Genomic DNA, 25,106 nt, shown 5'->3' with positions numbered 1-25,106 from the left:
ATAATAGAAGAAAGATAAAATTAGTGAATTCGTGGCAAAAGGCAACTAAACAACTCCACAAAAAACAAATAAACAACAATGTATCAGTTAGATGAAAAAATATGGTTTTGGGTGTTAGGGATCATTCCTGTAATAATCCTCATTTTTTTGATGCTTCAAATTTGGAAATATAGAACGCAAAGTAAATTTGCCGATAAGCAATTACTCAACAGGCTAAGCCCAAACAAGTCAGTATTCAAATCTATTTTAAAAATTAGTGTATTGTGTTTGGCTTTTGCATGCTTAGCGATGGCGCTTGTAAACCCAAAAATTGGAACAAAATTAGAAACCATTAAGCGCGAAGGTGTTGATATTGTTTTTGCTATTGATGTTTCTAAAAGTATGCTGGCAGAAGATATTGCCCCAAATAGATTGGATAAATCGAAGCAATTGGCTACACAAATCATAAATAATTTGGCAAGCGACCGTATTGGAATTATTGCTTATGCGGCTAAAGCATTTCCGCAATTGCCTATTACAACAGATTATGCAGCGGCAAAAATGTTTTTGAATAACATGAATACAGATATGATGTCGTCTCAAGGAACGGCCATAAATGAAGCCATTAAATTATCACAAACTTATTTTGATGATGAAGAGCAAACCAATAAAGTGCTCATCATTATTTCGGATGGTGAAGACCATAGTGAAGAAGCCGTTGCCATGGCAGAAGAAGCTAACGAGGAAGGGATTCGAATTTTTACAATAGGCGTAGGCGATGTAAAAGGAGGGCCAATTCCAGAAAAAAAGAATGGCATTGTTTTAAATTATAAAAAAGATGGTAATGGACAAACGGTCATTACAAAATTAAATGAAGAAACACTACAAGGTATTGCTGCGGTTGCAAATGGTGTTTATATTAATGGAAAAAACACCAGCGATGTTGTAAAAAGCATCGGAGATATATTAAATCAAATGGATAAAACCGAGTTTGAGACCAAACAATACGCCGATTTTAAAAGTCAGTTTCAGTGGTTTTTAGGCTTAGGAATTTTTCTTTTGTTTTTAGATGTTTTCTTGTTAGAACGAAAAACAGCTTGGTTAAAAAAATTAAATTTATTCAATGAGAATTTGTAGTTATGTTAATAAAATGAGAATTATAAATTTTTTAACTAACAAAAAACCAATGTTTTATATCTTGGTATGATGAACGAAAGAAACATGAACAAATCGATTTTTATATTAGTATTAATGATAGCGTCGTTTTCTTTTGCGCAAGAGAAGGAAGATGTGAAAGCGATAAGAAAGGCTAATAATTATGTCTATGAAGGCAATACATTATTGGCAGATAAAGATGATTTTGTTTCCGCCGAGATGGAATATAGAAAAGCTATTTCAGAACAACCTACTACAACGGCTGGAATCTATAATCTAGGAAATTCTTATTATAAAAGTAAAAACTATGAAGAGGCTTTGTATCGTCTAGAACAAGCTGCAAAAACAGCAACTTCCAAAGACGAAAAACACAAAGCTTTTCATAATATGGGAAACATTTTAATGGAAAACAAAAAGTGCAAGGAAGCTGTTGAAGCTTATAAAAGCGCTTTGAGAAATGATCCTACAGATGATGAAACTCGCTATAATTTAGCTTTAGCCAAAGAGTGTGCCGAGCAGCAAAAAGACCAAAATAAGGACGATCAAAACAAAGACGACAAAGAAGATAAAAAAGACCAAGACAAAAAGGACGATAATAAAGATAAAGGCGATAACAAAGAAGATAATAAGGATAAAGGCGATCAAGATAAAAAAGAAGGTGACGATAAAAAAGATGATCAAGGTCAGCCGAAAGATGAAAAAGACAATAAAGAACCTCAACAACCAAAGCCGCAACCTGGTCAATTATCTCCACAACAAATAAAAAATATTTTAGAGGCCATGAACAATCAAGAACAGAAAGTTCAGGAAAAAATAAATGCCGAAAAACAAAAAGGCGTTAAAGTAAAAACAGAAAAAGATTGGTAATTAGGAATGAAGATTAACGATTAATGAATTGAGAGATAAGAATCAAATGAAAACGAATGATTTAGAAGAAAGAATTATCGATTTTGCGGTGTTAATTATAAATCTAGTTGGAGAGTTAAAAAATGATTATTCAGGGAATTATTATGGCAATCAATTAATTAGGTCTTCAGGTTCGCCAGCTTTAAATTATGGAGAAGCAAGAAGTGCAGAATCTCATAAAGATTTCGTACATAAAATGGGGATTTCTTTAAAAGAATTAAGGGAAAGTTATAATTGCCTAAGAATAATCAAAAAGCCAATTTGTATAATGGAAATGAAGAAAATATTTTAAAGGCATTAGATGAGAACAATCAATTAATTTCAATTTTTGTTGCGAGCATTAAAACATCTAAAAGTAATAATTCAAGCATCAAAAATCGTTAATCGCTGTTCGTTAATTATTATGAAACTAATAAAATACATATCGTTATTAATAATACTACTTGCAACTAGCTTAGTTTCTGCTCAAATTAAATTTGAAGCAAAAGTTAGTAAAAACAGGCTTGGAGTTAATGAACGTTTGCGAATTGATTTTGAAATGAATCAAGACGGCGATAATTTTAATCCACCCAGTTTTTCAGATTTTACAATTATAGGTGGCCCAAATCAATCTGTTAGTAATTCTTGGATTAATGGCGTACGATCGTATCATAAAACCTATAGCTATTTTTTAGCGCCTAAAAAGCAAGGGAATTTCACCATAAGTCAAGCTACCATTAATATAGATGGAGAAACCTATAAAACCACTCCAATAAAAGTTGAGGTAACATCAGCGATTGAAATTCCTAAAGATCCAGACGATCCAGAATATTTGGCAAATGAAACCATTCACTTAGTAGCGGAGGTTTCAAAAACAAATCCGTATTTAAATGAAGCTATTACGGTAGTTTATAAATTATATGTTTCCCCAACAACAGGCGTTGATAACTGGCGTGAAATAGATAGCCCAAGATATAATGATTTTTGGAGTCAGAACATAGACACACAAGGCTTAAAAGTTCAAATGGGAACGTATAATGGCGAAGAATACCGTTATCTCGTATTGCGTAAAACCGTATTGTACCCTCAAAAAACAGGTAAGTTAGATATTGAACCTTTAAGTTTAGATATAGCCGTACAAGTGCCAACAAATAGGCGTAATATATTTGGTGGACAAATGATGGCAAGGGTTAATAAAACGGTATCTGCCGGCAATAAAACCATTAATGTTAGACCATTACCAGAAACTGGAAAACCGATTGATTTTACAGGAGCTGTGGGAAATTTTAATTTTAAAGTATCTACGACTAAAACCCAACTGGACGCTTCCGAATCTTTACAAGCAACCGTTGAGGTTACGGGAAATGGTAATTTAAAATTATTCAATGTACCCAAATTAACCTTGCCAAGTTCATTAGAGGTTTATGAACCCGAACACAATGAAAATGTTAAAACCGATTTGGCTGGTATGCAAGGAAGTATTGCAGATACCTACACTATAGTGCCTCAGTACAAAGGGAAATACCCCATTCCGAGTATTTCGTTTTCGTATTTCGATCCAAAAACAGAAACCTATAAAACATTAAATTCCAATGAAATCGTTATTGATGTTTTAGAGGGTCCGACTTCTGGCTCGGTAGCTAATTCAAATTCGGGAAACACAAAGCAACAAGTGGTTTTAAATAAAGACCAGTTTGCATTTATTAAAACAAAAACCAATTTTTCCTCTACAACATCCAGTTATTTCTTTAAAACGCCACTATTTTGGAGTGCATTATTGTTACCATTTTTAGCGATTCCGTTAGCTATTGTTATAAGAAGGAAAAAAGCAGATCGGGATGCCGATGTATATGGAAACAGAATACGAATGGCCGATAAATTGGCTAAAAAATATCTAAGCAATGCCAAAAAAGCACTCGGTAAAAAAGAAGAGTTTTACATTGCCATGGAAAAAGCATTGCACCATTATTTAAAAGCAAAACTACACATAGAAACTAGCGATTTAAGTAAAGATAAGATCAATAAATTGCTTTTAGAAAGAGGTGTTGAAGCCGAAACGATGACAGACTTCAACAATATTATGTTGAATTGTGATTTAGCGAGATATACACCTATTACCGCAGTGACCATGCAGGAAGATTATGAAAAAGCTGCAAAAACCATTTCATTAATTGATAAACAAGCCCGTTAAAATTTGTCATTCCTGCGAAAGCAGGAATCCATTTCGATAAAAAGAACAAAAATGAAACGACAAGTATTTATATTAATTTTTATTTTAACAAACTTTAGTTTTGCGCAAAACGATGCATTATTTGAAAAAGGCAATACCTTATATAATCAAGGAAAATATAACGAAGCCATTGATGCTTATCAAGCAGTTCTTCTTGATACAAAAAACCATTCGGCAGAATTATATTATAATTTAGGTAATGCCCATTATAAATTAAATAAAGTAGCGCCAAGTATTTATTACTTTGAAAAAGCGTTACAATTAGCACCTAATGATAGTGATATAAAAAACAATTTAGCATTTGCTAGAAACATGACGATTGATGCTATTGATGCGATCCCAGAGGCAGCATTGTCCAAACTTATAAAAAACATCACTAATTACATGACTTTTGATGGATGGGCAAAAACAGCAGTAGCCTTGGTTTTTTGTTTTGTTGTCTTATTTCTGTTCTACTATTTTGCCTATTCTACATTGAGGAAGCGAATGGCTTTTATAGGCAGTATGGCGTCTTTGTTTCTAGTAGTCATTACTTTAACACTAGCATTTCACAAATTTAATCTAGATAAAAATGATAAACCCGCTATAGTTTTTGTACAAGAAAGCAAAGTGAAAGCTGAACCTAATTTACGGAGCGAAGAATCGTTTACACTTCACGAAGGCACTAAAGTTCATGTTTTAGACACAGTTAAAAGTTGGAAAAAAATTAAATTGGCCGATGGGAAAACGGGATGGATTCCCGAAGAAGATATCAAGGCACTTTGATTTAATTAGGGTATCTTTAAACAAATAAATTTTAATGAACATAGACAGCATATTCGAAAACAACAAAAAATGGATTCAGGATAAATTAGATGTTGATGCTAATTATTTTGAAGATCTAGGAAAAGGACAAACCCCAGAGTTACTTTACATTGGGTGCTCAGACAGTCGTGTATCTACCGAAGAGCTTATGGGTGCAAAACCAGGTGAAGTTTTTGTGCATCGAAATATAGCGAATATGGTTATAAGCATCGATTTAAACGTCATGTCTGTTGTTAATTATGCTGTGGATTTTTTGAAAGTAAAGCATATAATAGTTTGTGGACATTACGCTTGTGGAGGCGTAAAAGCAGCGATGCAATCTGTAGATTTAGGACTTTTAAATCCGTGGTTACGGAATATTCGAGACGTCTATAGAATTCATAAAAAGGAACTGAACCATATCCCTGATGAGGAAAATAAATATGACAGACTTGTTGAGTTAAACGTTCAAGAACAATGTGTAAATCTTATTAAAACGGCAGCGGTACAAAAAGCAGTCAGAAATCGAGGCTTAACGGTACACGGTTGGGTTTTTGATGTACATACAGGAAAAATCATTGATTTAAAAATAGATTTCGATGATATTCTTAAAAACATCAGAGAGATTTATCATTTAGATTAAAGTCTTCTACATCTTTTTTATTCTTCATTTGCCTCATCATCAATGAGGTCTTCTCCTATCGGTTTGCCGTTCACAATAATGTTAGGAAAAATAGCTGGGATTATGGATTTCACTGGATTGTAAAGTACAGATTCCTCCGTGTCTTTGTCTGTCACGAATAAAATGTTGGCATTCATTTTATCCACCACAATTAAAAAAACACTTAGTATCAATGCGGTTTTCAATCCGCCAAAAATAGCACCTAAAAGTTTGTTAAAAAGCCCCAACATGGCAAAATCAGCTATTTTAGTGAGTGCTTTACCCGCCAAGCCAATAACCAACACAATAATCATAAAAGTGGCAACAATGGCCACGATATTAATTGTATTTTCTTCCCAATCAACTTTATCCTTTAAATAGGAAGTCGTGTAACTGCTAAAATGGAATGCCCCGTAAATACCAGCTATTAAAGCCACTACCGAAGCTAATTCCACAAAAAAACCATTTATAAAACCACGAACTAATCCTAAAATTAACAAGGCAAGTAAAACAAGATCCAAAATACTCATATAGCAACTATTTTTATCAAATATAACTTAACTTTGCAAAATTGCAAGTTTGAAACTTTGCAACTTTTTTACTCAGTAACTTATAAAATGGCTAGAGACGAACAATTAAAAGAACGCTGGGATTTGATAGTAAAAAAACTATCCAATCAATTTGCAGATGGGGAAACCTTAGATTTAGATGCTATTATTTACCTTATAGGCGTTCAAGAACTTGGGCAGTTGGATAAAACATTTAAAAAAGACCAAAAGCTGGATTTAATGCATATTGCCATTTGTAAAGTATTGAAGCCTTATGGTTATTATGAACTCGATTTTGTAGATAATGAAGGCTGGCCGCACTATAAAGCATTGGCAACCTTACCACACTTAAAAGCAGGTGAACAATCGGTTTTAATGAAAGAAGCCATTGTTAACTATTTTTTAGAAACGGAATATATTAATTAGTTTTAGGGCGTTCCTTTTTTGGGAAAATTCAAAAAAGTCAGGCTTTACGCTATATCTTTTATTTTTGTCACGACAAACGTAATCATTAAGCCGCAATCAAAAAATAAAAGGATGCCGCTCCAATCCTTAACGCAGTTACCGTAAAAAATAGTAAATTTGCCATCATTTTAAGGGTATTATGATAGATAAAATAAAAGAACTTATAGCCGAAGCCGAAGCTTTTACAGCACAATCCAAAGAAGAGATTGAAGCCTTCAGAATAAAATATTTAGGAAAAAAAGGGTTACTTAACGACTATTTCTCTGAGTTTAAAAATGTGGCAAACGACCAAAAAAAGGAATTCGGACAAGTCATAAATGCTCTAAAAAAAGCGGCCGAAGACAAAGTTAATGCCTTAAGGGAAGAGCTGGAAAGTAAAGAGGTTGTAAATGGTGTTTATAATGACTTATCTCGTCCAGGAGCACCCATTCACATTGGGGCACGTCACCCAATTTCCATCGTAAAAAATCAAATTATAGATATATTTTCAAATATTGGATTTAATGTAAGTGAAGGCCCAGAAATTGAAGATGATTGGCACAACTTTACCGCGTTAAACTTGCCAGAATACCATCCTGCACGCGATATGCAGGATACGTTTTTTATTCAAACCAACCCGGATATTTTATTGCGTACGCACACCAGTTCTGTGCAAGTACGTTATATGGAAAATAACCAACCGCCCATTCGCACCATTTCTCCAGGTCGCGTTTATAGAAATGAGGCTATTTCGGCACGGTCACATTGTTTTTTCCATCAGGTTGAAGGTTTGTACATTGATAAAGATGTAAGTTTTGCCGACTTAAAACAGACATTACAATATTTCACAACCCAAATGTTTGGCAAATCTAAAATCCGTTTACGCCCGTCCTACTTTCCATTTACAGAACCAAGCGCAGAAATTGATGTGTATTGGGGCTTGGCAACAGAAACAGATTACCGCATTACAAAAGGTACAGGTTGGTTGGAAATTGGAGGATGTGGTATGGTAGACCCCAATGTTTTGGAGAATTGCAACATAGATTCTAAGGCATACTCTGGTTTTGCTTTTGGTATGGGAATAGACCGTATTGCCATGTTACTTCATCAAATAGGGGATATTCGTTTACTAAGCGAAAACGATGTTAGGTTTCTGGAGCAGTTTAAGAACGCTTTGTAATCAAATCACCTTTTGTTTCCCAAACGGAAAAAATCAGTTCGCTTTGCTCGTGCCCAATTCACCTCATGGTAGAGGTAAGAAATGCCCTAAAAGGCAATTCTGGGTGTGCTGAAATTTAAAAAAATATTTTCTTCCATACTTGTTTTTTATATGTATTATGTAAATATTATCTTAAATAATGTAAAAATAATGACTACAAATAAATTATCTTGTGAGATAACAGTTCGCTCATATTAAATGCGACTTGATGATAAAATAATTATTTAATACTCTCGATAAATTATTTATTTTTTCACCTTATTCAAATTTCCCAGAAAGCGGATTCAAAATAATTTAAAAAATAAATATTGATCAATACCCCAACATTAGAGAAGTTAATCATTTCCAATCAGGAACTTGTTTTACAAAGTAAGGAGAAGGAAAAACAAATGGCTAAGTTAGTTATTGCTAATAATGGGCTTGCCTTGCAACACAAAAATATGGAGGAGCTTTTAGTGAATAACGAAAAACGATTTCGTGCACTAATTGAAAACAGTATTGAGATGAAAATACTTTCCGATGAGGATGGTGTGATATTGTATGGCAGTCCTTCCATTATCAAGATTCTTGGATATTCCGATAAAGAATTTCTAAGCATGCCTGAGCAAACCTTCATGCATCCCGATGATATCGCTGGCTACATAAACACCAGGAATAAAGTTTTGAGGATAAAGAACAATTCCGGCTACTTCCAAATTAGACTTCTTCATAAAAATGGCTACATGGTTTGGTGTGAAGGCACTGTTACCAATTTACTTGATGAGCCAGGAGTTCATGCCATAGTATCAAATTTTAGAGATATTTCAGATAAGAAAAAAACAGAACAACAGAAAGAGTTTGATAGCAATAATCTTTATGCCCTAATTAATAATACTAAGGATTTATTATGGAGTGTGGACAAAGATTTCAATTTGATTACTTCCAATGAGCGATTTGATGAGGTTATGAAGCTTAGGTCGGGCAATACAATTACTAAGGGAATTAATGTTCTTAACGTAACATTAAATCCGCAACAAAGAAAAAGATATAAAAAACGCTATGAGCGTGCATTTACAGGAGAGATATTCACAGATGTTGAATATACGAACGCCACGATTGAAATTTGGTCTGAAACTTCTTTTTACCCCATTCTTAAAGGAGAGGAGGTCATTGGAACGGCGTGCCATTCAAGGGACATAACGGATAGGAAAAGGGCAGAAAGATTACTTCGTAAAAGTGAGGCGTTTAATCTTGGTGTGCTTAATTCTTTAACGGCTCACATTGCTGTTATTGATAAGTATGGAAATATTGTTGCTATAAATGAAGCTTGGGAGCTATTTGCCAAGGAGAATGGGGAGACTGATATGCAACATACAGGTGTAGGAAGTAATTACTTTAAGGTTTGCAAGAAATCTGCTGACGATGGTAATGAGGTGGCTTCTGATGTTTTGAAGGGAATTATGGATGTGCAGCAAGGAAAGCAAAATGATTTCTATGTTGAATATCCCTGTCATTCACCAAATGAGCAGCGATGGTTCGGCATGAGTGCAAAAAAATTTGAAGGCGATGAAGGAATGGTGGTGGTTGCACACATTAGTATAACCGAACGCATACTTGCGAAAAACAAATTGATTGTTACTTCCAATGAACTTCAGGTTGCTTTAAGCGACATCACTAAAATAATGGACTCATCATTGGATGTTATTTGTGCTGTTGATGCAAAAGGAAATTTCTTGAAAGTAAGTGCTGCAAGTGAAGCCGTTTGGGGCTATAAGCCAGAAGAACTTATTGGCAAGCCTTTTATCAATTTTGTGTATCACGAAGACAGCGAAAAAACACAGTTAACTGCGGCTAAGGTAATGACAGGCAATAATCTCAACCATTTTGAGAACCGGTATATACGTAAAGATGGTTCATTGGTGCCGATAGAATGGACTGCCCGATGGGATAAAAAGGGCCAGGTAAGATATGGGATAGCAAGAGATGTTACCGAGAAAAAAAGATTGGAAAAAGCTTTTGAAATTGAGAGGCAGCAATTTTTTGATTTGTTCTCTGAAGCCCCTTCCAGTATGGGCGTATTAAGCGGATCTGGTCACAGGTTTGAAATGGCAAACCCTCCGTACTTAAAATTAATTGGTAAAAAGGATATCATTGGCAAATTTGTAAAAGACGTGTTGCCCGAAGTTGAAGAACAAGGATTTATTGAAATGTTAGACAAAGTTTATCAAACAGGTAAACCATTTTCTGCTAATGAAATGCTTGTAAAATTAGATATAGACAATAATGAAAAGCCTGTTGATAGGTATTTGAATTTTTTGTTTCGGCCGCACAAAGCTAGTGACGGAAAAACAGATGGCATTCTTTTCTTCGCCGTGGATGTATCAGAACAAGTACTGTCACGAAAAAAGATAGAGCGAAGTGAGTCAAGATTAAAAGAAGCACATAAGATTGCACAGATAGGTGATTGGCAAATTGACTTAACAACCAACAAGCATAGCTGGTCGGATGAATTTTATAGAATATTTGGCACAACACGTGATGAGATTGAACCTTCTGAAGATGCCTTTTTTTCCTTTATTCCTTCTGATGAAATGGCATACGTACACAGCAAAGTGGCAAAGGCATTTGTTGATTTAGAACCGTCATTCTTAGAATTTATTTTCATACGAGGTGATGGTGTTGAGCGGAATGCCTATAGCGAATGGAAATTTGAATTTGATGAAAATAACAAACCCATTCTGCTAAGTGGAATACTGCAAGATATTACGGAACGTAAAAAGGTAAAGAAGGATATGGAATTAACCCAATTTGTCTTCGATCATGCAAGTGACGCCATTTTTTGGATGTCATCTGATGCCCAGATTGTTAAAGTTAATGAAGCGGCATGTCATTCACTTGGCTATAGCCATCAGGAACTTCTAAGTCTATCAGTACCTGATATTGATCCCGATTTTAACATGTATGTGTGGTCAGTTTTTTTTCCAGAACTACGTGAAAAGCATTCTATTTCCATTGAAACGACACAACAAAAAAAAGACGGCTCTTTGCTACCCGTAGAAATAAGAGCTAACTATATAAAATTTGGAGATAAAGAATTTAGTTGTGCTTTTGTTCGCGACATCACAGAACGGAAAATAGTGGAACAAAATCTGGAACAACAATATAAAGAACTTCAAAAGACCAACACCGAATTAGATCGCTTTGTCTACAGTACATCACACGATCTGCGGGCTCCACTTGCTTCTTTACTTGGTTTGATAGAAATGACGACCGATGGTATTGATCCTGAAAACGAGTTGCAGATTGAATATCTGGAAATGATGAAACAAAGTGTTTTAAAACTGGACAATTTCATCGAGGATATTCTAAACTATTCGCGAAATGCAAGGACAGAATTAGAAAAAGATGATATAGTATTTGAAGATATGGTTCAGGAAGCATTTGTAAAACATGAATTTATGGAGGAAATTGACGGTTTTAAACTGAAGGCTAATATTAAACAAACAGCGGAATTCAGCTCTGACAAAAGAAGAATAAACGTCATTATTAATAATTTAATTTCCAATGCTATAAAATACAAAGATGTAGCAAAAGAAAAACCCTTCGTTGATATATCAATTCTATCAGACAAAAAAAGTGCAACAATTATAATAGAAGATAACGGCATAGGTATTGCAGAAAAGGACAAGACAAGGATATTTGACATGTTTTATCGGGCATCGGTACAGTCCACAGGCTCAGGGCTTGGTTTATATATTGTGAAGGAAACAATTAATAAGCTAGATGCAACCATTATAGTTGAATCAGAAATATCAGTTGGCTCAAAATTTACTGTCACTATTACTAATTTACATAACTATGAAAGTTAAAACAATATTACTGATTGATGACAATAAAATTGACAGTTACATCACAAGACATTTACTTTTGAAGAATAAAATTGGAGAAATTTTTATTATTCAGTCATCAGCCATTGAAGCTTTAAGATATCTGGACAGTATACGCAATGATCCAAAGCATTTTCCTGATTGTATTTTTCTTGACATTAGAATGCCTGAAATGGATGGGTTTGAGTTTTTGGATGAGTATGTGCTTTTACCGGATACTATTAAAAACAAGTGTGATATTTTTATGTTAAGCTCTTCGAACGACCAAAGGGATATTGACAGGGCAGCGCACTACTCTTATGTGAAGAGGTTTTTAATGAAGCCTCTGAATGTGGATATTCTTAAAATGCATATTCAAGAAGCTGGTTAAATAACAGACCAATTTGTAATAAGCCCAATAAATTTTTTATACCAATACCAAAAATGATAATAAAAAACAGTTAACTATTTATAATCTTAAAGAATCTCTAGAAAAGAATATTCAAATTCCTTTATTGAATAGTTTGTATACTTTTGCAGCATGAACAAAGACATCCAAATTCCTAAAGTTGAAGACGTGTATATTGCTGTGGTTTACGAGTACAACGACAGTTACAAAACAAACGATTGGAATGCCTATATAATAAACGATAAAGAAGTTGATTTAGAAATGGTACTTATTGTTACCAGTGGTTATAGTGAAGAAAAAGTCACCTCCACATTTAGAAAAAAGTTGGATGTATTGCCTAAAAAAAGCTATGCCAAAATTGAGTTGATGCAAGAAGACTTGTTTGCATTAAATAATACCTTTAAAGTTTCTTTTTTTGAAGGAAATAAGATGTTTGATAAAACGTATATATTCCGTAAAAACACCATTAATTTAAAAGCATTGCAATCAATTCCTTTAATGGAAGTGAGAGGTGTTTTGGTGAAATAATTCCCCATTGTCTTGCAGACATTTCCCCAAATGGGAAAGAAGGATTGCGTGTTCTCCTCCTTTGGAGGAGTTAGAGGAGGCTTTTTAATCCAGCTTATCAGTTAATTTTTTAAACACTTTTTTAGGATTTTTATTTTCATATAAAATCTCATAAACAGCATCTATTATAGGCAGTTTTGTTTTTTGTTTGTTCTTTTCATTAAGCAAATGGGCGCTTTTTGTAGCATAATACCCTTCAGCAACCATGCTCATTTCCATCATAGCCGATTTTACCGTATAGCCCTTCCCAATCATATTGCCAAACATGCGGTTTCTAGAAAATATGGAATAGCCCGTTACCAATAAATCGCCCAAATAAGCCGAATTATTAATGTTGCGCTTCATTTTATGCATTTTCCTAATAAAGCGTTTCATTTCTCGTATGGAGTTGCTCATCAGCACGCTTTGGAAATTATCTCCATAACCCAATCCGTGGGCTATACCCGCAGCTATAGCATAAATATTTTTTAGCATGACGGCATATTCTACGCCAATAATATCATCACTAATCTTGGTTTTTATATAATCGCTTGATAAGTTTTTGGCAATAGCTTTCGCTTTAGAGGCATCAGAACACGAAATCGTTAGATAGGATAAACGTTCTAATGCCACCTCTTCGGCATGGCAAGGGCCTGCAATAACCGCAATATTATCGTAAGGCACTTTATAAAATTCATGGAAATGCTCTCCAACCAACAATCCGGTTTCGGGCATAATCCCTTTAACAGCAGACACAATGGTTTTTTCGGAAATATCAACGGTTAGTTTTTCTAATTCACTGTGCATAAACGCAGAAGGAATCACAAAAATCAACACATCGGCATACTCAGCCATTTCATTAATGTCATTACTAAGTTTTAGCTGTTCTAAATGAAACTCCACCGAACTTAAATAATTAGGATTATGTTGTTCTCGCAATAAATGTTCTTTGGTAGACACACTGCGCATGTACCAACCGACTTCACTTAAATTTTCACAAAGCATTTTCACAATAGCTGTAGCCCAACTACCTGCACCAAAAACCGCATATTTTAAAGGAGTATCCATAAATAGTTTAATTGACTATGTTTCAAAAATACATAAAAAATTGTTGAAAGGCGGATGATGACATTATTAACGAAAATTTTTTGGCACGCGTTTTGAAAACCATAAGGTATTAACCCGAAAAATGTTTGATTATGAGGACTGTAAAATTACTTTTAAGCGTTGCTTTGGCAACAACAATCTTTACATCTTGTACTACCGATGTTATAGTTGATGATTATTATGCACCTCCACCTAGTATGTCTGTAAACCAATTATTGAATTCTTATGAATTATGGTATGTAGATATTAATAGCACACTAGGGTATGGTACCACACCTTTTTTACAAAAGGCATTTACTTTATCGTTTAGAAACGGCGTTCTTTTTGCCAATAATAATTTAGTGGGTATAGGGTCTAGTGGAAATGGTTTTGGTATTGATGTAGCTAGCTATGATGCCTATGATATGATTTTAGATATTTCCCATGATATTGATGGATTCGAAACCTTTGATGTATATCAAATAGATAATAATACCATAGAATTATATAACCCCAATAACGATACATCCTACTTTCTGGAGGGCTACCAACGTGGTAATTTTGATTACGATTTGGTGTTTTATGATAACATTCATTATTTCTTGCAAGAATACGAAGCTTGGGAAAAAACATACACCAGTGATTTTGGGGCCATCAATGAGTTTGACAATGAAAATTATTTGCAGTTTTTAGCTGGTGGAAACGACTCTGAGTTTAGAAGCTCACAAGATGCTAGCGGTACCAACTTTAATAATCTGTTTTGGGATTACACAGGGCTTTATGGAGTTGGAAACATTAGTGGCGACTTCTATTTAAAAACTTTAACATTAGATTATGATTTCTTCGACAATGAACATTTTGAATTGAGCGTTATTAATGATGGAAAGATAGAGTTATATCACCCAACTTCTGGAACGGTATATGAGTTTGTTGGTAGGGGGTATATACAATATTTAAAAGAAAGTAATACAAAAGGTAAAACAGCAACACAAAAAGAAAAGTTGCGTAAGTTTAGAAACGATAAAGTTGACAACCCTAGAGAGAGTACACGGGTTAAAGCATAAATTTTTGGTTGGTTATTTAGTTTGGAAACCGTTTAAAGGCACTTGCCATTAAGCGGTTTCTTATTTTGGGGTTCTATGATTTCTAGTTATTTGACGATTTTATATTTGCCACTTTTTGTAATACTAAGATTTGTTATACCTTAGTTGTGTAAAGACTTCAAATCAAAAAAGAATGCCATACCAAGCAGATTCACCAGACAATTATATCGGTCAGCTTCCAGAAGACAGAAAAGATCCTATTAGTAAACTAAGAAAGGCAATAAAAGATAATTTACCAAAAGGTTTTGAAGAAGGTATGAGTTATGGAATGATTGGTTATTATGTGCCACATACCATCTATCCAAACGGTTATCATTGCGACCCTAAATTGCCATTACCTTTTTTAAGTATTGCTTCACAAAAAAATTCAATTAATTTTTATCACATGGGCATATATGCCAAACCTGAAGTGCACGATTGGTTTGTGGCTGAATTTCCTAAACATACTAAGCGCAAATTGGATATGGGGAAAAGCTGTATTCGTTTTAAATATGTTGATGACATTCCTTATGAGCTGTTAGGAGAGTTATGCAAAAAAATGACCCCACAAGAATGGATTTCACTTTATGAAAAAACATTTAAAAAAGAATAAAAAAACCTATTGGAATATATACAAATTCTTCAATCCTTTCATTTGTCAATCTTTCAATGGTTAACCATTGGCTTAGCAGGCATTTTATTAGGGGCTTCAAAATCTGGTATTAAAGGCATTGGTATTGTCATCATTTTAATATTGGCATTTGTTTTTGGTGAAAAGGCATCCACTGGTGTTTTGCTTCCTATGTTGGTGTGCGCCGATATTTTAGCGGTTATTTATTACAATCGTCATGTTCAATGGAAATACATTGTTAAACTTATCCCGTTTATGATCATTGGCGTGTTGGTTGGTGTTTGGGTGGGGAATGACATTTCAGAGCTTGTCTTTAAAAGAATCATGGCCATTATTATCATACTTTCTGTGCTTGTTATGGTATATACGGAAAACCGAAAAACCAGTATACCAAATAATAGATTATTTGCTTATAGCTCTGGTTTTATGGCTGGTGTGGCAAGTATGATTGGTAATTTGGCAGGTCCTATTGCCGATATTTATTTTTTAGCTATCCGTTTACCAAAAAACGAGTTTATAGGCACTGGTGCGTGGTTATTTTTTATCATCAATGTATTTAAATTGCCTTTTCATATCTTTATTTGGAACACCATAAATGTAGAAACACTTGTGTTGAATTCGGTTTTGGTGCCAGCAGTCGTTATAGGGTTTTTTATAGGCGCTTACGTAGTTAAACTAATTTCGAATGTTAACTACAGACGTTTTATTTTCATTGTAACTGGTATTGGAGCTATTATTTTATTATTAAGATAATGAGTAGTTTATAAACCAATTTAATTTTTCATTATCTTTATATGTCTAACCAAAAAATTAAAAATCATGTCTGATGAAAAAAATTTAAACGACGATATCAACGAGATAGTAGATGATGCTAAGGAAAGTGCCAAGGAATTTGGTAATGAAGCTGAGAAAGTTGTTTCTTCAAGCGATAATAAAAAAGTATTAGCAGGAATTCTTGCTATTGTCCTGGGAGCTTTGGGAATTCACAAGTTTGTTTTAGGTTATACCAAAGAAGGGATCATTATGTTGGTAATAACGATTGTTATTGGAATTTTAACCTGTGGCATTGCAGTATCGGCGATGGGAATTGTAGGTCTAATAGAAGGCATAATTTATCTTACCAAATCTGATGAAGAATTTTATAGAACGTATCAAGTAGGTAAAAAACCTTGGTTTTAATGATTATACTAAAAGAGAAAAATAAACTTTAATGTCAGTTTGAACCTTTCGGCTTCGCTCAAGATAAACTAAAGTCGGAAACCTTATTATTCAGATTACCAATGCATTTCGACTACGCTCAATGTGACATTTACTTCTAAATTGACTTTTTCAGCAAACAGAATATTTAATTTGTTTTCATACTATTCTGAACGACTATAAGAATTTACCAAATTCAATTATTTTCCTAAATCATAATCTAATGGGACTAAATCTCCAACGCGTTGATTTGCCATATATCCAGCAAACTCTAAGCAATAGATGAGAGTTAAGATTAATCCCCATTGTTTTCCGCAAACTTGCGCTCCAATTCAGCTTGAAACTCTTCCATAACAGGTTTTACGGTGCTTTCGGGTAAGTCTGCAATTTTAATATACATCAAGCCATCTACTGAATTATTAAATAAAGGGTCCACATTAAAAGCTACCAAACGAGCGTTTTGTTTAATGTACTTTTTAAGTAATACCGGTAAGCGCAATGCGCCGGGTTCTATTTCGTCAATAATCTTGTCGAATTTATTTAAATCGGCCTCTGTTTCATCAAAAACAAAATCTTTATCGGCATCCTTAAGCTTTACTTTAAACTCTTTCTTTGGATGCACGTATTGGGCAATATATGGGTCGTAATAATGTGATTTCATAAACTCAATCATCAGCGATTTCGAGAAATTTGAAAACTGATTGCTAATGCTTACGCCGCCAATTAAAAATTTATGTTCTGGATGCCGCAATGTAATATGCACAATACCTTTCCAAAGTAAAAATAAAGGCATTGGTTTTTGTTGGTAATCTTTAATAATAAATGCACGACCCATTTCTATGGATTGGCTCATCATTTTGTAAAGCTCTGGTTCAAACCTAAACAAATCCTGCAAATAAAAGCCATCAATGCCATAGCGTTCAAAAATTTTGGAACCTAAGCCCATTCTGTAAGCACCGGCAATTAATTTATTGTCGTTATCCCAAAGGAACATGTGGTGATAATAGGTGTCAAATGCATCTAAATCTATAGATTCATTAGTACCTTCGCCAACCTCTCTAAACGTGATTTCACGTAACCTACCAATTTCCCTTAGAATATTTGGAATATCGTCAGGTTTGGCAAAAAACACCTCAAAGCTTTTACTTTGCAAAAGTCTAGAATCATTTTTACGGAGTCCTTCAACTTCTTTCTCCATAATGTCTACATTAACAGGGGTTACTATTCGTTTCGGGATTTTCGGTGTTTTTAGTGTCGAGGAAATATTGTTTAAAATTTTCGATTTGTCTTCAAAAATATTAGAAAGCATATAGGTTTTTCGTCTTAAAAACTCTGAGAACTCCTCAAGAGACGTGTATTCTTTTTGATCGGCGACCGAAATAGGCCTACCAATTCTAACCTTAATAACACGACGTTTTTGTGATAATACTTCCGAAGGTAATTTGGCAGTTCTTAAGGTGTCACTAATTTTGGAGAGTTTATAAAATAAGCGGCTGTTTTTAGCATGAAAATAAATAGGTACTACAGGAACCTCTGCTTTTTTTACAAGTTTCATGGCAGCTTCTTCCCAAGGTCTATCAATCACTAACTTGCCATCTCTGTATGTAGATACTTCTCCAGCAGGGAAAAGACCTAATGGATGTCCATTTTTTAAATGCAAAATGGCGTTTTTAAAACCAGAGATACTGGATTTTACATCCTTTCTATCTTCAAAAGGATTTACAGGCATAATATAAGGCTTCATGGGCTCTATACGATGCAGTAAAAAATTAGCAATGATTTTAAAATCCTTACGCTGTTCGAGCATTAATTTTAAAAGTAAAATGCCATCAATACCACCAAGGGGATGATTGGATACCGTAATGTAAGCACCATCTTTTGGCAAGCGTTTTAAATCTTCTTCGGGGATTTCAAATTTAATTTTAAACTCCTCTAAAATACTATCCAAAAATTCAACACCTTCAAGATGCATATTTCTCCTGTAGAATTTATTGATAGTAGATATTTTTAAAACCTTCATTAATATCCAACCAATAAACGTTCCTATAAAACCATAGTTATCAACGTTTATTACTTTGGCTATTTCTTTTGCCGAAACTAAACCTACATCTTCTTTTTTAGACATGTCACAAACCTAATCATTTTTTTTCATTTTTATCACTTTATGGAGGGCCACTACGTTCGTTTTAATTCTAAAAAACCAAGTTTGTTTTAGAGAATAAAAATCAACAAAAAACCTATTTAGTAACTATTTGAACAGTGCCTTCGGTTAGTTGTTTTAATAAGATGGTTTTGCCTTTTTCTAACTGATTGATGGCGTTTTCATTATAGTGCCTAATGGTGTAAAGCGATACATTTTCATGGCAGGTAACCTTAAATTTAGCTTTTAAATGTTGGAGCAAATTTTCAAGATTATTATAAATGTTATCTACACAAACAGAAAAACTAATCGCTGAATTTTGAATAACATCTACTTTCATTTTGTAAGTATGCAACAGACTAAAGATTTCGCTTATATTCTCTTCAACTATATATGAAAAATCTAATGATGATAATGAAATTAAAACTTGGTCTTTTTTAACAATAAAACAGGGTATGTTGGGTTCTAAAGTAATTTCTTTTCCAACCATGGTTCCGGGTTCTTCAGGTTTTAAAAACGACTTAACATACAACGGAATTTCCTTTTGTTGTAAAGGTTGTAATGTTTTTGGATGAATAACGGAAGCACCGTAAAAGGCTAATTCTATGGCTTCTCTATAGGATATTTTATTGAGTAATTGAGCGTTTTCGAAATAACGTGGGTCGGCATTTAAAACACCTGGTACGTCTTTCCAAATAGTAACGCTTTCGGCATTTAAGCAATAGGCATAAATGGCTGCTGTATAATCGCTACCTTCCCGACCCAATGTTGTGGTAAAATTGTTGGCATCGCTAGCTATAAACCCTTGGGTAATATTTAAAACAGATTTATTAAAATGTCTTGTAATTAGGCTTTGTGTATCTTCCCAATTTACGTTTCCTCTTCTATAATAATTATCAGTTTTAATATGCTCTCTAGCATCAATCCAATTATTTTTTATCCCAATATCGTTTAAATATTCACTTATAATGACTGTAGAAACCAATTCACCGTAACCTATAACTTGGTCGTAAACAAAATTGTAATCGGGAGATTTATTAATCTCTAAAAAGCTGCGCAATTCATCAAAAAATGTCGCTATTTTTTTAAAGGAATCATGTTTTTCATCATCAAATAAATCCAGAAAAATGGCATTATGGTATTTTTTTACGTCTTGAATGGCGCTTTGAAGTTCTTTTTTATTTTCAAAATAATTATTGATAACAACCTCAAGGGCATTGGTTGTTTTTCCCATGGCAGAAACCACAATCAATTTGTTTTTATAGCCTACTTTTTGTAGAACCGAAGCCATATTTTTTACACCACTTGCATCTTTTACAGAAGCACCACCAAATTTAAATACTTGCATACTATAATTTCGAAATATAATCTTTTATACCTTGTTCACTAAGTTGAACCACATCCCAATCGCGCATCACTTTAGCACCTTTTTTTTCATAAAAAGAGATGGCTGGTTCATTCCAATCCAATACTTCCCAGTTAATACGTTTTATGCCTAAATGATATCCATATTTAATAACTTCATTTAAAAGAGATGTCCCGAGCCCCATACCTCTTTTATCTTCTCTTACTATTAAATCTTCAAGATGTAAAGCTCTTCCTTTCCAAGTAGAATATCTGTTATAAAACAATGCAATGCCTTCAATTTTAGAGTCTATTTCACCAACAAAACATTCGAATTGAGGTGCTTTGCCAAAGCCATCATTTTCTAGTTCGTTAATTGTGATTTCTACGGCATCAGGTTCTTTTTCATATATAGCCAGCTCTTTAATGAGTTGGAATACTGCTGCCATATCTTTTTTTTTTGCCTTTCTTATTGTAAAACTCATAATATATTTTGATTATTTCAAAGATAGCTTAAAGTTCAATATTTAAAGTAATTTATCTACGGCGAAAACGTTGTAGTTAGCCAAAAATATTGGATATTTGTAAACATAAACACTTATATGATGGCTCATAAAAAACAAACTTTAGGAGAATTTATTATTGAAAACCAAACATCTTTTAAATATTCTTCAGGAGAGCTTTCCAGTCTCCTTAATTCAATAAGGTTAGCAGCAAAAGTAGTAAATCACGAGGTGAATAAAGCTGGTTTGGTTGATATTATTGGTGCTTCAGGGGATGTAAATATTCAAGGTGAAGACCAGCAGAAACTAGATGTTTATGCAAACATTAAATTTATTCAAACATTAATCAATAGAAATATTGTTTGTGGTATTGCGAGCGAGGAGGAAGACGATTTTATTTCGGTAAATAGCCAGGATGAAAACCATCAAAATAAGTACATAGTTTTGATAGATCCGTTGGATGGCTCATCCAATATTGACGTTAATGTTTCTGTAGGCACTATTTTTTCTATTTATAGAAGAAAAACACCTGTAGGAAGTCCAGTAACCCTAGATGATTTTTTACAAAAGGGAAGCCAACAAGTGGCTGCTGGTTATATTGTTTACGGTACTTCTACTATGTTGGTTTACACTACCGGAGATGGTGTTAACGGATTTACGTTAAACCCTGCTATAGGATCCTTTTACTTGTCGCACCCGAACATGAAATTTCCAATCGATGGGAAAATATATTCTGTAAACGAAGGTAATTACACTCATTTTCCGCAAGGTATAAAAAATTACATAAAATATTGCCAAAAAGAAGAAGGGGACAGACCCTATACATCCAGATACATAGGTTCTTTGGTGTCCGATTTTCATAGAAATATGATTAAAGGAGGCATTTATTTATACCCAAAATGTTCTTTGTTAGAACCAGGCAAACTTCGATTGTTATATGAGTGTAATCCAATAGCTTTTTTGGCAGAACAGGCCGATGGGAAAGCCAGTGATGGTTTAACCAGAATATTAGACATTCAACCAACCGAATTACACCAACGGGTCCCTTTTGTCTGTGGAAGCAAAAACATGGTTGATAAATGTGAAGCGTTTATACGCGAAGCCCAATAAAAAATCGAACTTTTCTAAGTTGTATTTTTATAATGTTAATCCAAATCTTTGACGTTGTTTTTAATCCAGATCATACATTCTTTAAATGTATTAAACATATGCTCTCTAGGGATTAAATCTGGAATAATATCGATACGTTCCATCATATATTTGGGTTGTTTTAACAAGCCCACAAATAATACATTAATATTCTTCTTTTTTAAATCCACCAGCACGTCTTCCATAGCATATAAACCAGACTGGTCCATATATTGCATTCTACCCAATCTAATAATTACAGCGGAAGCGGTATCAGGAATTTGAAGGGCTAATTGTTGGAAATCTGAAGTTGAACCAAAAAATAATGGCCCTTTAATATGCTTAATAAAAACTTCTTCCTTTAATTTATTAGGAAAATCAATTTCATCTTTCCAAGCCTCTTCTTCTTTTAGTGGTTTGACGTTAGAACGTTCAGCAGTCAAATCACCTATTTTTTTCATAAACATTAATGATGCAATTATCAACCCAATACCTACAGCATATACTAAATTCCAAAGAGTAGATAAAAGCAATACAACAATCATGACCAATACCTCAGAACTTAATTTGAATGGCCCAATTTTAATATCCTTTGGTAAACTTGGAATGGCTTTAAGTCCTTTATAATCCATAACGCCAATACCAACGGTGATTAAAATACCTGCAAGTACAGCCGCAGGAATTTTTGAAGCTACTGGACCCAGGCCCAGCAAAATAATGAGGAGCATAATACCTGCAATCATGCCAGAAAGTTTTGTTTTACCACCCGAATTAATATTTACTACCGTTCTTATGGTAGCACCAGCACCAGGAAGGCCACCAAATACGGCTCCAATACTATTACCAACTCCTTGACCAATCAATTCTTTATTGGGATTATGCTTGGTTTTTGTCATATTATCAGCAACAACACTTGTTAAAAGTGAATCTATCGCTCCCAACAAGGCCAATGTTAAGGCTGTAAATATATAAGGTGTTATGCTTGTTAGGTTGAAATTTGTGAAAATACCCAAATTTGGTATGGGAATCCCGCTAGGAATCTCCTCAATAGGTCTGTAATTTAACCCAAAAGCTATAGCTACACCCGATACAACAACAAGGGCTACTAATGTACTTGGCACTTTCGTTGTAATACGTTTAAAACCATAAATAATAAAAATGGTGGAAAGCGCTAAAACCAATTCTAACCAGTTAATTTGCTGCAATGCTCTTGGCAATACTTGGAGGGCGCCCAATACGCCTGAAGCTTCATTTTTTGCAAGTGTTTTAGATTCTTTTAAAATATCGTTTTCAGTAATAAGTTGTGCTCTATTTATAGTTTCTTTAAAGTCTTCTAATACTAAAATACCTTCTTCAGCTTCTTCTTTCAAAATGTTTTCTAGAATTAATTCTTCAGCTTGGGGTTTAAACTGACTTACAAATTCAGTATCTTCATTCGGATAATAACCTATCGATGGTAATATTTGTGTTACTAATATTATAACGCCAATTGCTGTCATAAAACCAGAAACCACAGGATATGGAATGTATTTTATATACTTGCCAAGACCTAAAGCTCCCAAACCAACTTGCATCAATCCAGATAGTAGAAATACCGTTAAAATTACAGGTAATGCTTTTTCAATATCACCATCATTTACAGCAATAATTCCAGCTATAACAACCATGCTTACAGCAGTCATTGGTGCTGTTGGACCAGAAATTTGGGTGTTGGTGCCTCCTAAAAGTGCAGCAAAGAAACTTAAAAAAATAGCACCATAGAGTCCCGCGCTTGGACCTAAACCGGAGGACACACCAAAAGCTAATGCTAATGGCAATGCAACTATTCCCGCAGTGATACCACCGAAGGCATCTCCTTTAATATTTGAAAATAGTTTTTTCAATTAAGTTTTGGATTAATTTATCTCGAATTTACTTTTAATATTTTAAAGAAAAAAATCTAAACTTAATATTAACTGATTTTTAGAAATTTATAAATGTCATCAAATTTAATTGATCTCGATTACTACTCTCAAATAACTGATTCATATAACCGACTTCGAATTTTATATTATCACTTAATTGATATCCAATGCCACCATAAAGTCTGTTTCTATCAAAAACAGCACTTTCCGTATTTATAAATAATTCATTATAAGCTGAAAAATAAAATGGGCTCGTGCTTTTGAAAGGAATATTTAAACTTAGGAAATAACGGAAACGCATTTTAAAATCATTTTCTATAAAGCGTTGTTCAAAACGGTATCTATGGCTTAACTTAACTGAGCCGATGTTTTGGACAGAAATAAATTGTTGAAAAATTCTATGCTCATTAACGCTTAATTTGTCATCTGTATTATTTATGTAATTTTCAGATAGAATATACCCATACCCTAATAAAACATTATTTTTTCCTTCGTTAAAAGTATATCCTAAACCTGTCCTTAAAAGTAATTGTTCTAAATCGCCTATAGCATTGTAGTTTCGGTATTGAACTTCATGATGGATATTCCATTTAGAGTCTAATTTCTTATTCCCAAAATAGATTAACCAGTTGCCAAAATTACTGTCTTGTGCCATTAAAAAGTTAGGTAGCGTTAAACATAACATTAACGCTACCGTACTTATTTCCTTTTTCATAATATTTTTAAAAAATCTTCTGTTTTTATTCAAAAAATGTTACTTCCCCAGTGTTGATATCATACATAGCTCCAATTATCATGATTTCTCCGTTCTTCTCCATTTCAGAAAGGATAGGGCTTTCAGCATGAATTCTATCTATGGTTAGTTTAACATTCATGTGGGATACATTATCTACAAACTCCAAATTTTTAGAGTTTCTCTTGCTAATATCCGATGGTTCGGTAACAGCGTTAACCGCTGGTTTTATTTTACTAAGCATGGCTGTTAAGTTGCCTAATTTAGCGTCGTCGCAAGCGCCTTTTACAGCCCCACAACTAGTATGTCCCAAAACAACAATTAGTTTTGTGCCCGCTAGTTTACTGGCAAATTCCATGCTTCCTAAAATATCTTCATTTACAAAATTCCCAGCTATCCTTACGCTAAAAATATCTCCCAAACCTTGGTCGAAAACCAATTCTGCCGATACTCTGGAATCTATACAACTTAAAATGGTTGCAAAAGGGAATTGACCATCACTTGTGTCGTTAACCTGCTCTAATAAATTGCGGTTGGCTTTTAAATTATTTTGAAATCTTTGATTACCTTCTTTTAAATATTGCAATGACTTTTGAGGTGTCATTGTTGCCTGAGTTTCTCTAGTATGTGCTTTCATAATATATTTTTATAATT

General features: G+C 33.8%; 24 protein-coding genes. 16 read left to right on the top strand and 8 right to left on the bottom strand.

Translation table 11 applies throughout. From position 1 onward, the window contains the following. Nucleotides 1–78 precede the first annotated feature (78 nt). The 6 genes from CSW08_RS10380 to CSW08_RS10355 all read left to right on the top strand — a co-directional run bounded on the left by CSW08_RS10380 (nt 79) and on the right by CSW08_RS10355 (nt 5,675). On the top strand, nt 79–1,116 hold the full coding sequence (locus CSW08_RS10380) for a vWA domain-containing protein (RefSeq protein WP_106659817.1): 1,038 nt from the start codon (nt 79–81) through the stop codon (nt 1,114–1,116). 84 nt (nt 1,117–1,200) lie between these two features. Then, entirely contained in the window at nt 1,201–2,001 is an 801-nt protein-coding gene (locus tag CSW08_RS10375; RefSeq protein WP_106659845.1) for a tetratricopeptide repeat protein, read from the top strand. 28 nt (nt 2,002–2,029) lie between these two features. Then, nucleotides 2,030–2,332 (top strand): four helix bundle protein, encoded by a 303-nt coding sequence (locus CSW08_RS10370; RefSeq protein WP_238987243.1) that lies wholly within the window; start codon nt 2,030–2,032, stop codon nt 2,330–2,332. A 111-nt stretch (nt 2,333–2,443) separates the two neighbouring features. Further along, nucleotides 2,444–4,210 carry a BatD family protein gene (locus tag CSW08_RS10365; protein WP_106659816.1) on the top strand — a complete coding sequence of 589 codons (1,767 nt, stop codon included), beginning with the start codon at nt 2,444–2,446 and terminating at the stop codon, nt 4,208–4,210. A gap of 51 nt (nt 4,211–4,261) precedes the next feature. Continuing rightward, complete coding sequence (locus CSW08_RS10360) at nt 4,262–5,014, top strand: tetratricopeptide repeat protein (protein WP_106659815.1); 753 nt, start codon at nt 4,262–4,264, stop codon at nt 5,012–5,014. Between the two features lie 34 nt (nt 5,015–5,048). Further along, complete coding sequence (locus tag CSW08_RS10355) at nt 5,049–5,675, top strand: carbonic anhydrase (protein ID WP_106659814.1); 627 nt, start codon at nt 5,049–5,051, stop codon at nt 5,673–5,675. Between the two features lie 17 nt (nt 5,676–5,692). On the opposite strand, the gene CSW08_RS10350 is transcribed toward CSW08_RS10355, so the two are convergent. After that, complete coding sequence (locus CSW08_RS10350; protein WP_106659813.1) at nt 5,693–6,223, bottom strand: CvpA family protein; 531 nt, start codon at nt 6,221–6,223, stop codon at nt 5,693–5,695. An 87-nt stretch (nt 6,224–6,310) separates the two neighbouring features. On the opposite strand from CSW08_RS10350, the gene CSW08_RS10345 reads away from it, so the two are divergent. The 5 genes from CSW08_RS10345 to CSW08_RS10325 all read left to right on the top strand — a co-directional run bounded on the left by CSW08_RS10345 (nt 6,311) and on the right by CSW08_RS10325 (nt 12,686). Beyond that, nucleotides 6,311–6,667, top strand: a complete 357-nt coding sequence (locus CSW08_RS10345) for a hypothetical protein (protein ID WP_106659812.1) — start codon at nt 6,311–6,313, stop codon at nt 6,665–6,667. Between the two features lie 178 nt (nt 6,668–6,845). Then, on the top strand, nt 6,846–7,865 hold the full coding sequence (gene pheS / locus CSW08_RS10340) for a phenylalanine--tRNA ligase subunit alpha (protein WP_106659811.1): 1,020 nt from the start codon (nt 6,846–6,848) through the stop codon (nt 7,863–7,865). A gap of 428 nt (nt 7,866–8,293) precedes the next feature. Continuing rightward, complete coding sequence (locus tag CSW08_RS10335) at nt 8,294–11,752, top strand: PAS domain S-box protein (protein ID WP_106659810.1); 3,459 nt, start codon at nt 8,294–8,296, stop codon at nt 11,750–11,752. Next, complete coding sequence (locus CSW08_RS10330) at nt 11,742–12,140, top strand: response regulator (RefSeq protein ID WP_106659809.1); 399 nt, start codon at nt 11,742–11,744, stop codon at nt 12,138–12,140. The genes CSW08_RS10335 and CSW08_RS10330 overlap by 11 nt, the downstream gene beginning before the upstream one ends. 150 nt (nt 12,141–12,290) lie before the next feature. Next, nucleotides 12,291–12,686 carry a hypothetical protein gene (locus tag CSW08_RS10325; protein WP_106659808.1) on the top strand — a complete coding sequence of 132 codons (396 nt, stop codon included), beginning with the start codon at nt 12,291–12,293 and terminating at the stop codon, nt 12,684–12,686. Between the two features lie 84 nt (nt 12,687–12,770). On the opposite strand, the gene CSW08_RS10320 is transcribed toward CSW08_RS10325, so the two are convergent. Further along, nucleotides 12,771–13,772 carry an NAD(P)H-dependent glycerol-3-phosphate dehydrogenase gene (locus CSW08_RS10320; protein WP_106659807.1) on the bottom strand — a complete coding sequence of 334 codons (1,002 nt, stop codon included), beginning with the start codon at nt 13,770–13,772 and terminating at the stop codon, nt 12,771–12,773. 131 nt (nt 13,773–13,903) lie between these two features. On the opposite strand from CSW08_RS10320, the gene CSW08_RS10315 reads away from it, so the two are divergent. From CSW08_RS10315 to CSW08_RS10300, 4 genes are all read left to right on the top strand, one after another. Next, on the top strand, nt 13,904–14,854 hold the full coding sequence (locus CSW08_RS10315; RefSeq protein WP_106659806.1) for a nicotinic acid mononucleotide adenyltransferase: 951 nt from the start codon (nt 13,904–13,906) through the stop codon (nt 14,852–14,854). A 172-nt stretch (nt 14,855–15,026) separates the two neighbouring features. Continuing rightward, nucleotides 15,027–15,485: a DUF1801 domain-containing protein gene (locus CSW08_RS10310; RefSeq protein ID WP_106659805.1), complete on the top strand. Its 459-nt coding sequence runs from the start codon at nt 15,027–15,029 to the stop codon at nt 15,483–15,485. Between the two features lie 9 nt (nt 15,486–15,494). Further along, the gene (locus tag CSW08_RS10305) at nt 15,495–16,256 is read left to right on the top strand and encodes a sulfite exporter TauE/SafE family protein (RefSeq protein WP_106659804.1); all 762 of its coding nucleotides are present in this window, start codon (nt 15,495–15,497) and stop codon (nt 16,254–16,256) included. Between the two features lie 66 nt (nt 16,257–16,322). Next, entirely contained in the window at nt 16,323–16,682 is a 360-nt protein-coding gene (locus CSW08_RS10300) for a TM2 domain-containing protein (protein ID WP_106659803.1), read from the top strand. Between the two features lie 313 nt (nt 16,683–16,995). Here the strand turns inward: CSW08_RS10300 and CSW08_RS10295 are convergent, their stop codons facing one another. The 3 genes from CSW08_RS10295 to CSW08_RS10285 form a co-directional block, all read right to left on the bottom strand. After that, a complete protein-coding gene (locus CSW08_RS10295) occupies nt 16,996–18,825 on the bottom strand; it encodes a GNAT family N-acyltransferase (protein WP_106659802.1) in 1,830 nt (609 codons plus the stop codon). A gap of 112 nt (nt 18,826–18,937) precedes the next feature. Then, a complete protein-coding gene (locus CSW08_RS10290; RefSeq protein ID WP_106659801.1) occupies nt 18,938–20,188 on the bottom strand; it encodes an aspartate kinase in 1,251 nt (416 codons plus the stop codon). Between the two features lies 1 nt (nt 20,189). Then, complete coding sequence (locus CSW08_RS10285; protein ID WP_106659800.1) at nt 20,190–20,669, bottom strand: GNAT family N-acetyltransferase; 480 nt, start codon at nt 20,667–20,669, stop codon at nt 20,190–20,192. Between the two features lie 120 nt (nt 20,670–20,789). Here CSW08_RS10285 and fbp point away from each other — a divergent pair, with 120 nt between their 5' ends. Further along, entirely contained in the window at nt 20,790–21,797 is a 1,008-nt protein-coding gene (gene fbp / locus CSW08_RS10280; RefSeq protein ID WP_106659844.1) for a class 1 fructose-bisphosphatase, read from the top strand. 35 nt (nt 21,798–21,832) lie between these two features. On the opposite strand, the gene CSW08_RS10275 is transcribed toward fbp, so the two are convergent. The 3 genes from CSW08_RS10275 to CSW08_RS10265 form a co-directional block, all read right to left on the bottom strand. Next, nucleotides 21,833–23,698, bottom strand: a complete 1,866-nt coding sequence (locus CSW08_RS10275) for a SulP family inorganic anion transporter (RefSeq protein WP_106659799.1) — start codon at nt 23,696–23,698, stop codon at nt 21,833–21,835. Between the two features lie 79 nt (nt 23,699–23,777). Continuing rightward, a complete protein-coding gene (locus tag CSW08_RS10270; protein WP_106659798.1) occupies nt 23,778–24,434 on the bottom strand; it encodes a DUF2490 domain-containing protein in 657 nt (218 codons plus the stop codon). A gap of 25 nt (nt 24,435–24,459) precedes the next feature. Beyond that, on the bottom strand, nt 24,460–25,089 hold the full coding sequence (locus CSW08_RS10265; RefSeq protein WP_106659797.1) for a carbonic anhydrase family protein: 630 nt from the start codon (nt 25,087–25,089) through the stop codon (nt 24,460–24,462). Between the last annotated feature and the right edge of the window lie 17 nt (nt 25,090–25,106).

The organism is Confluentibacter flavum (assembly GCF_002843175.1).
GTDB classification, from domain to species: Bacteria; Bacteroidota; Bacteroidia; order Flavobacteriales; family Flavobacteriaceae; genus Confluentibacter; species Confluentibacter flavum.
The sequence above is the reverse complement of the archived record's forward strand: the minus strand, read 5'-3'. Positions and strand labels throughout refer to the sequence as shown.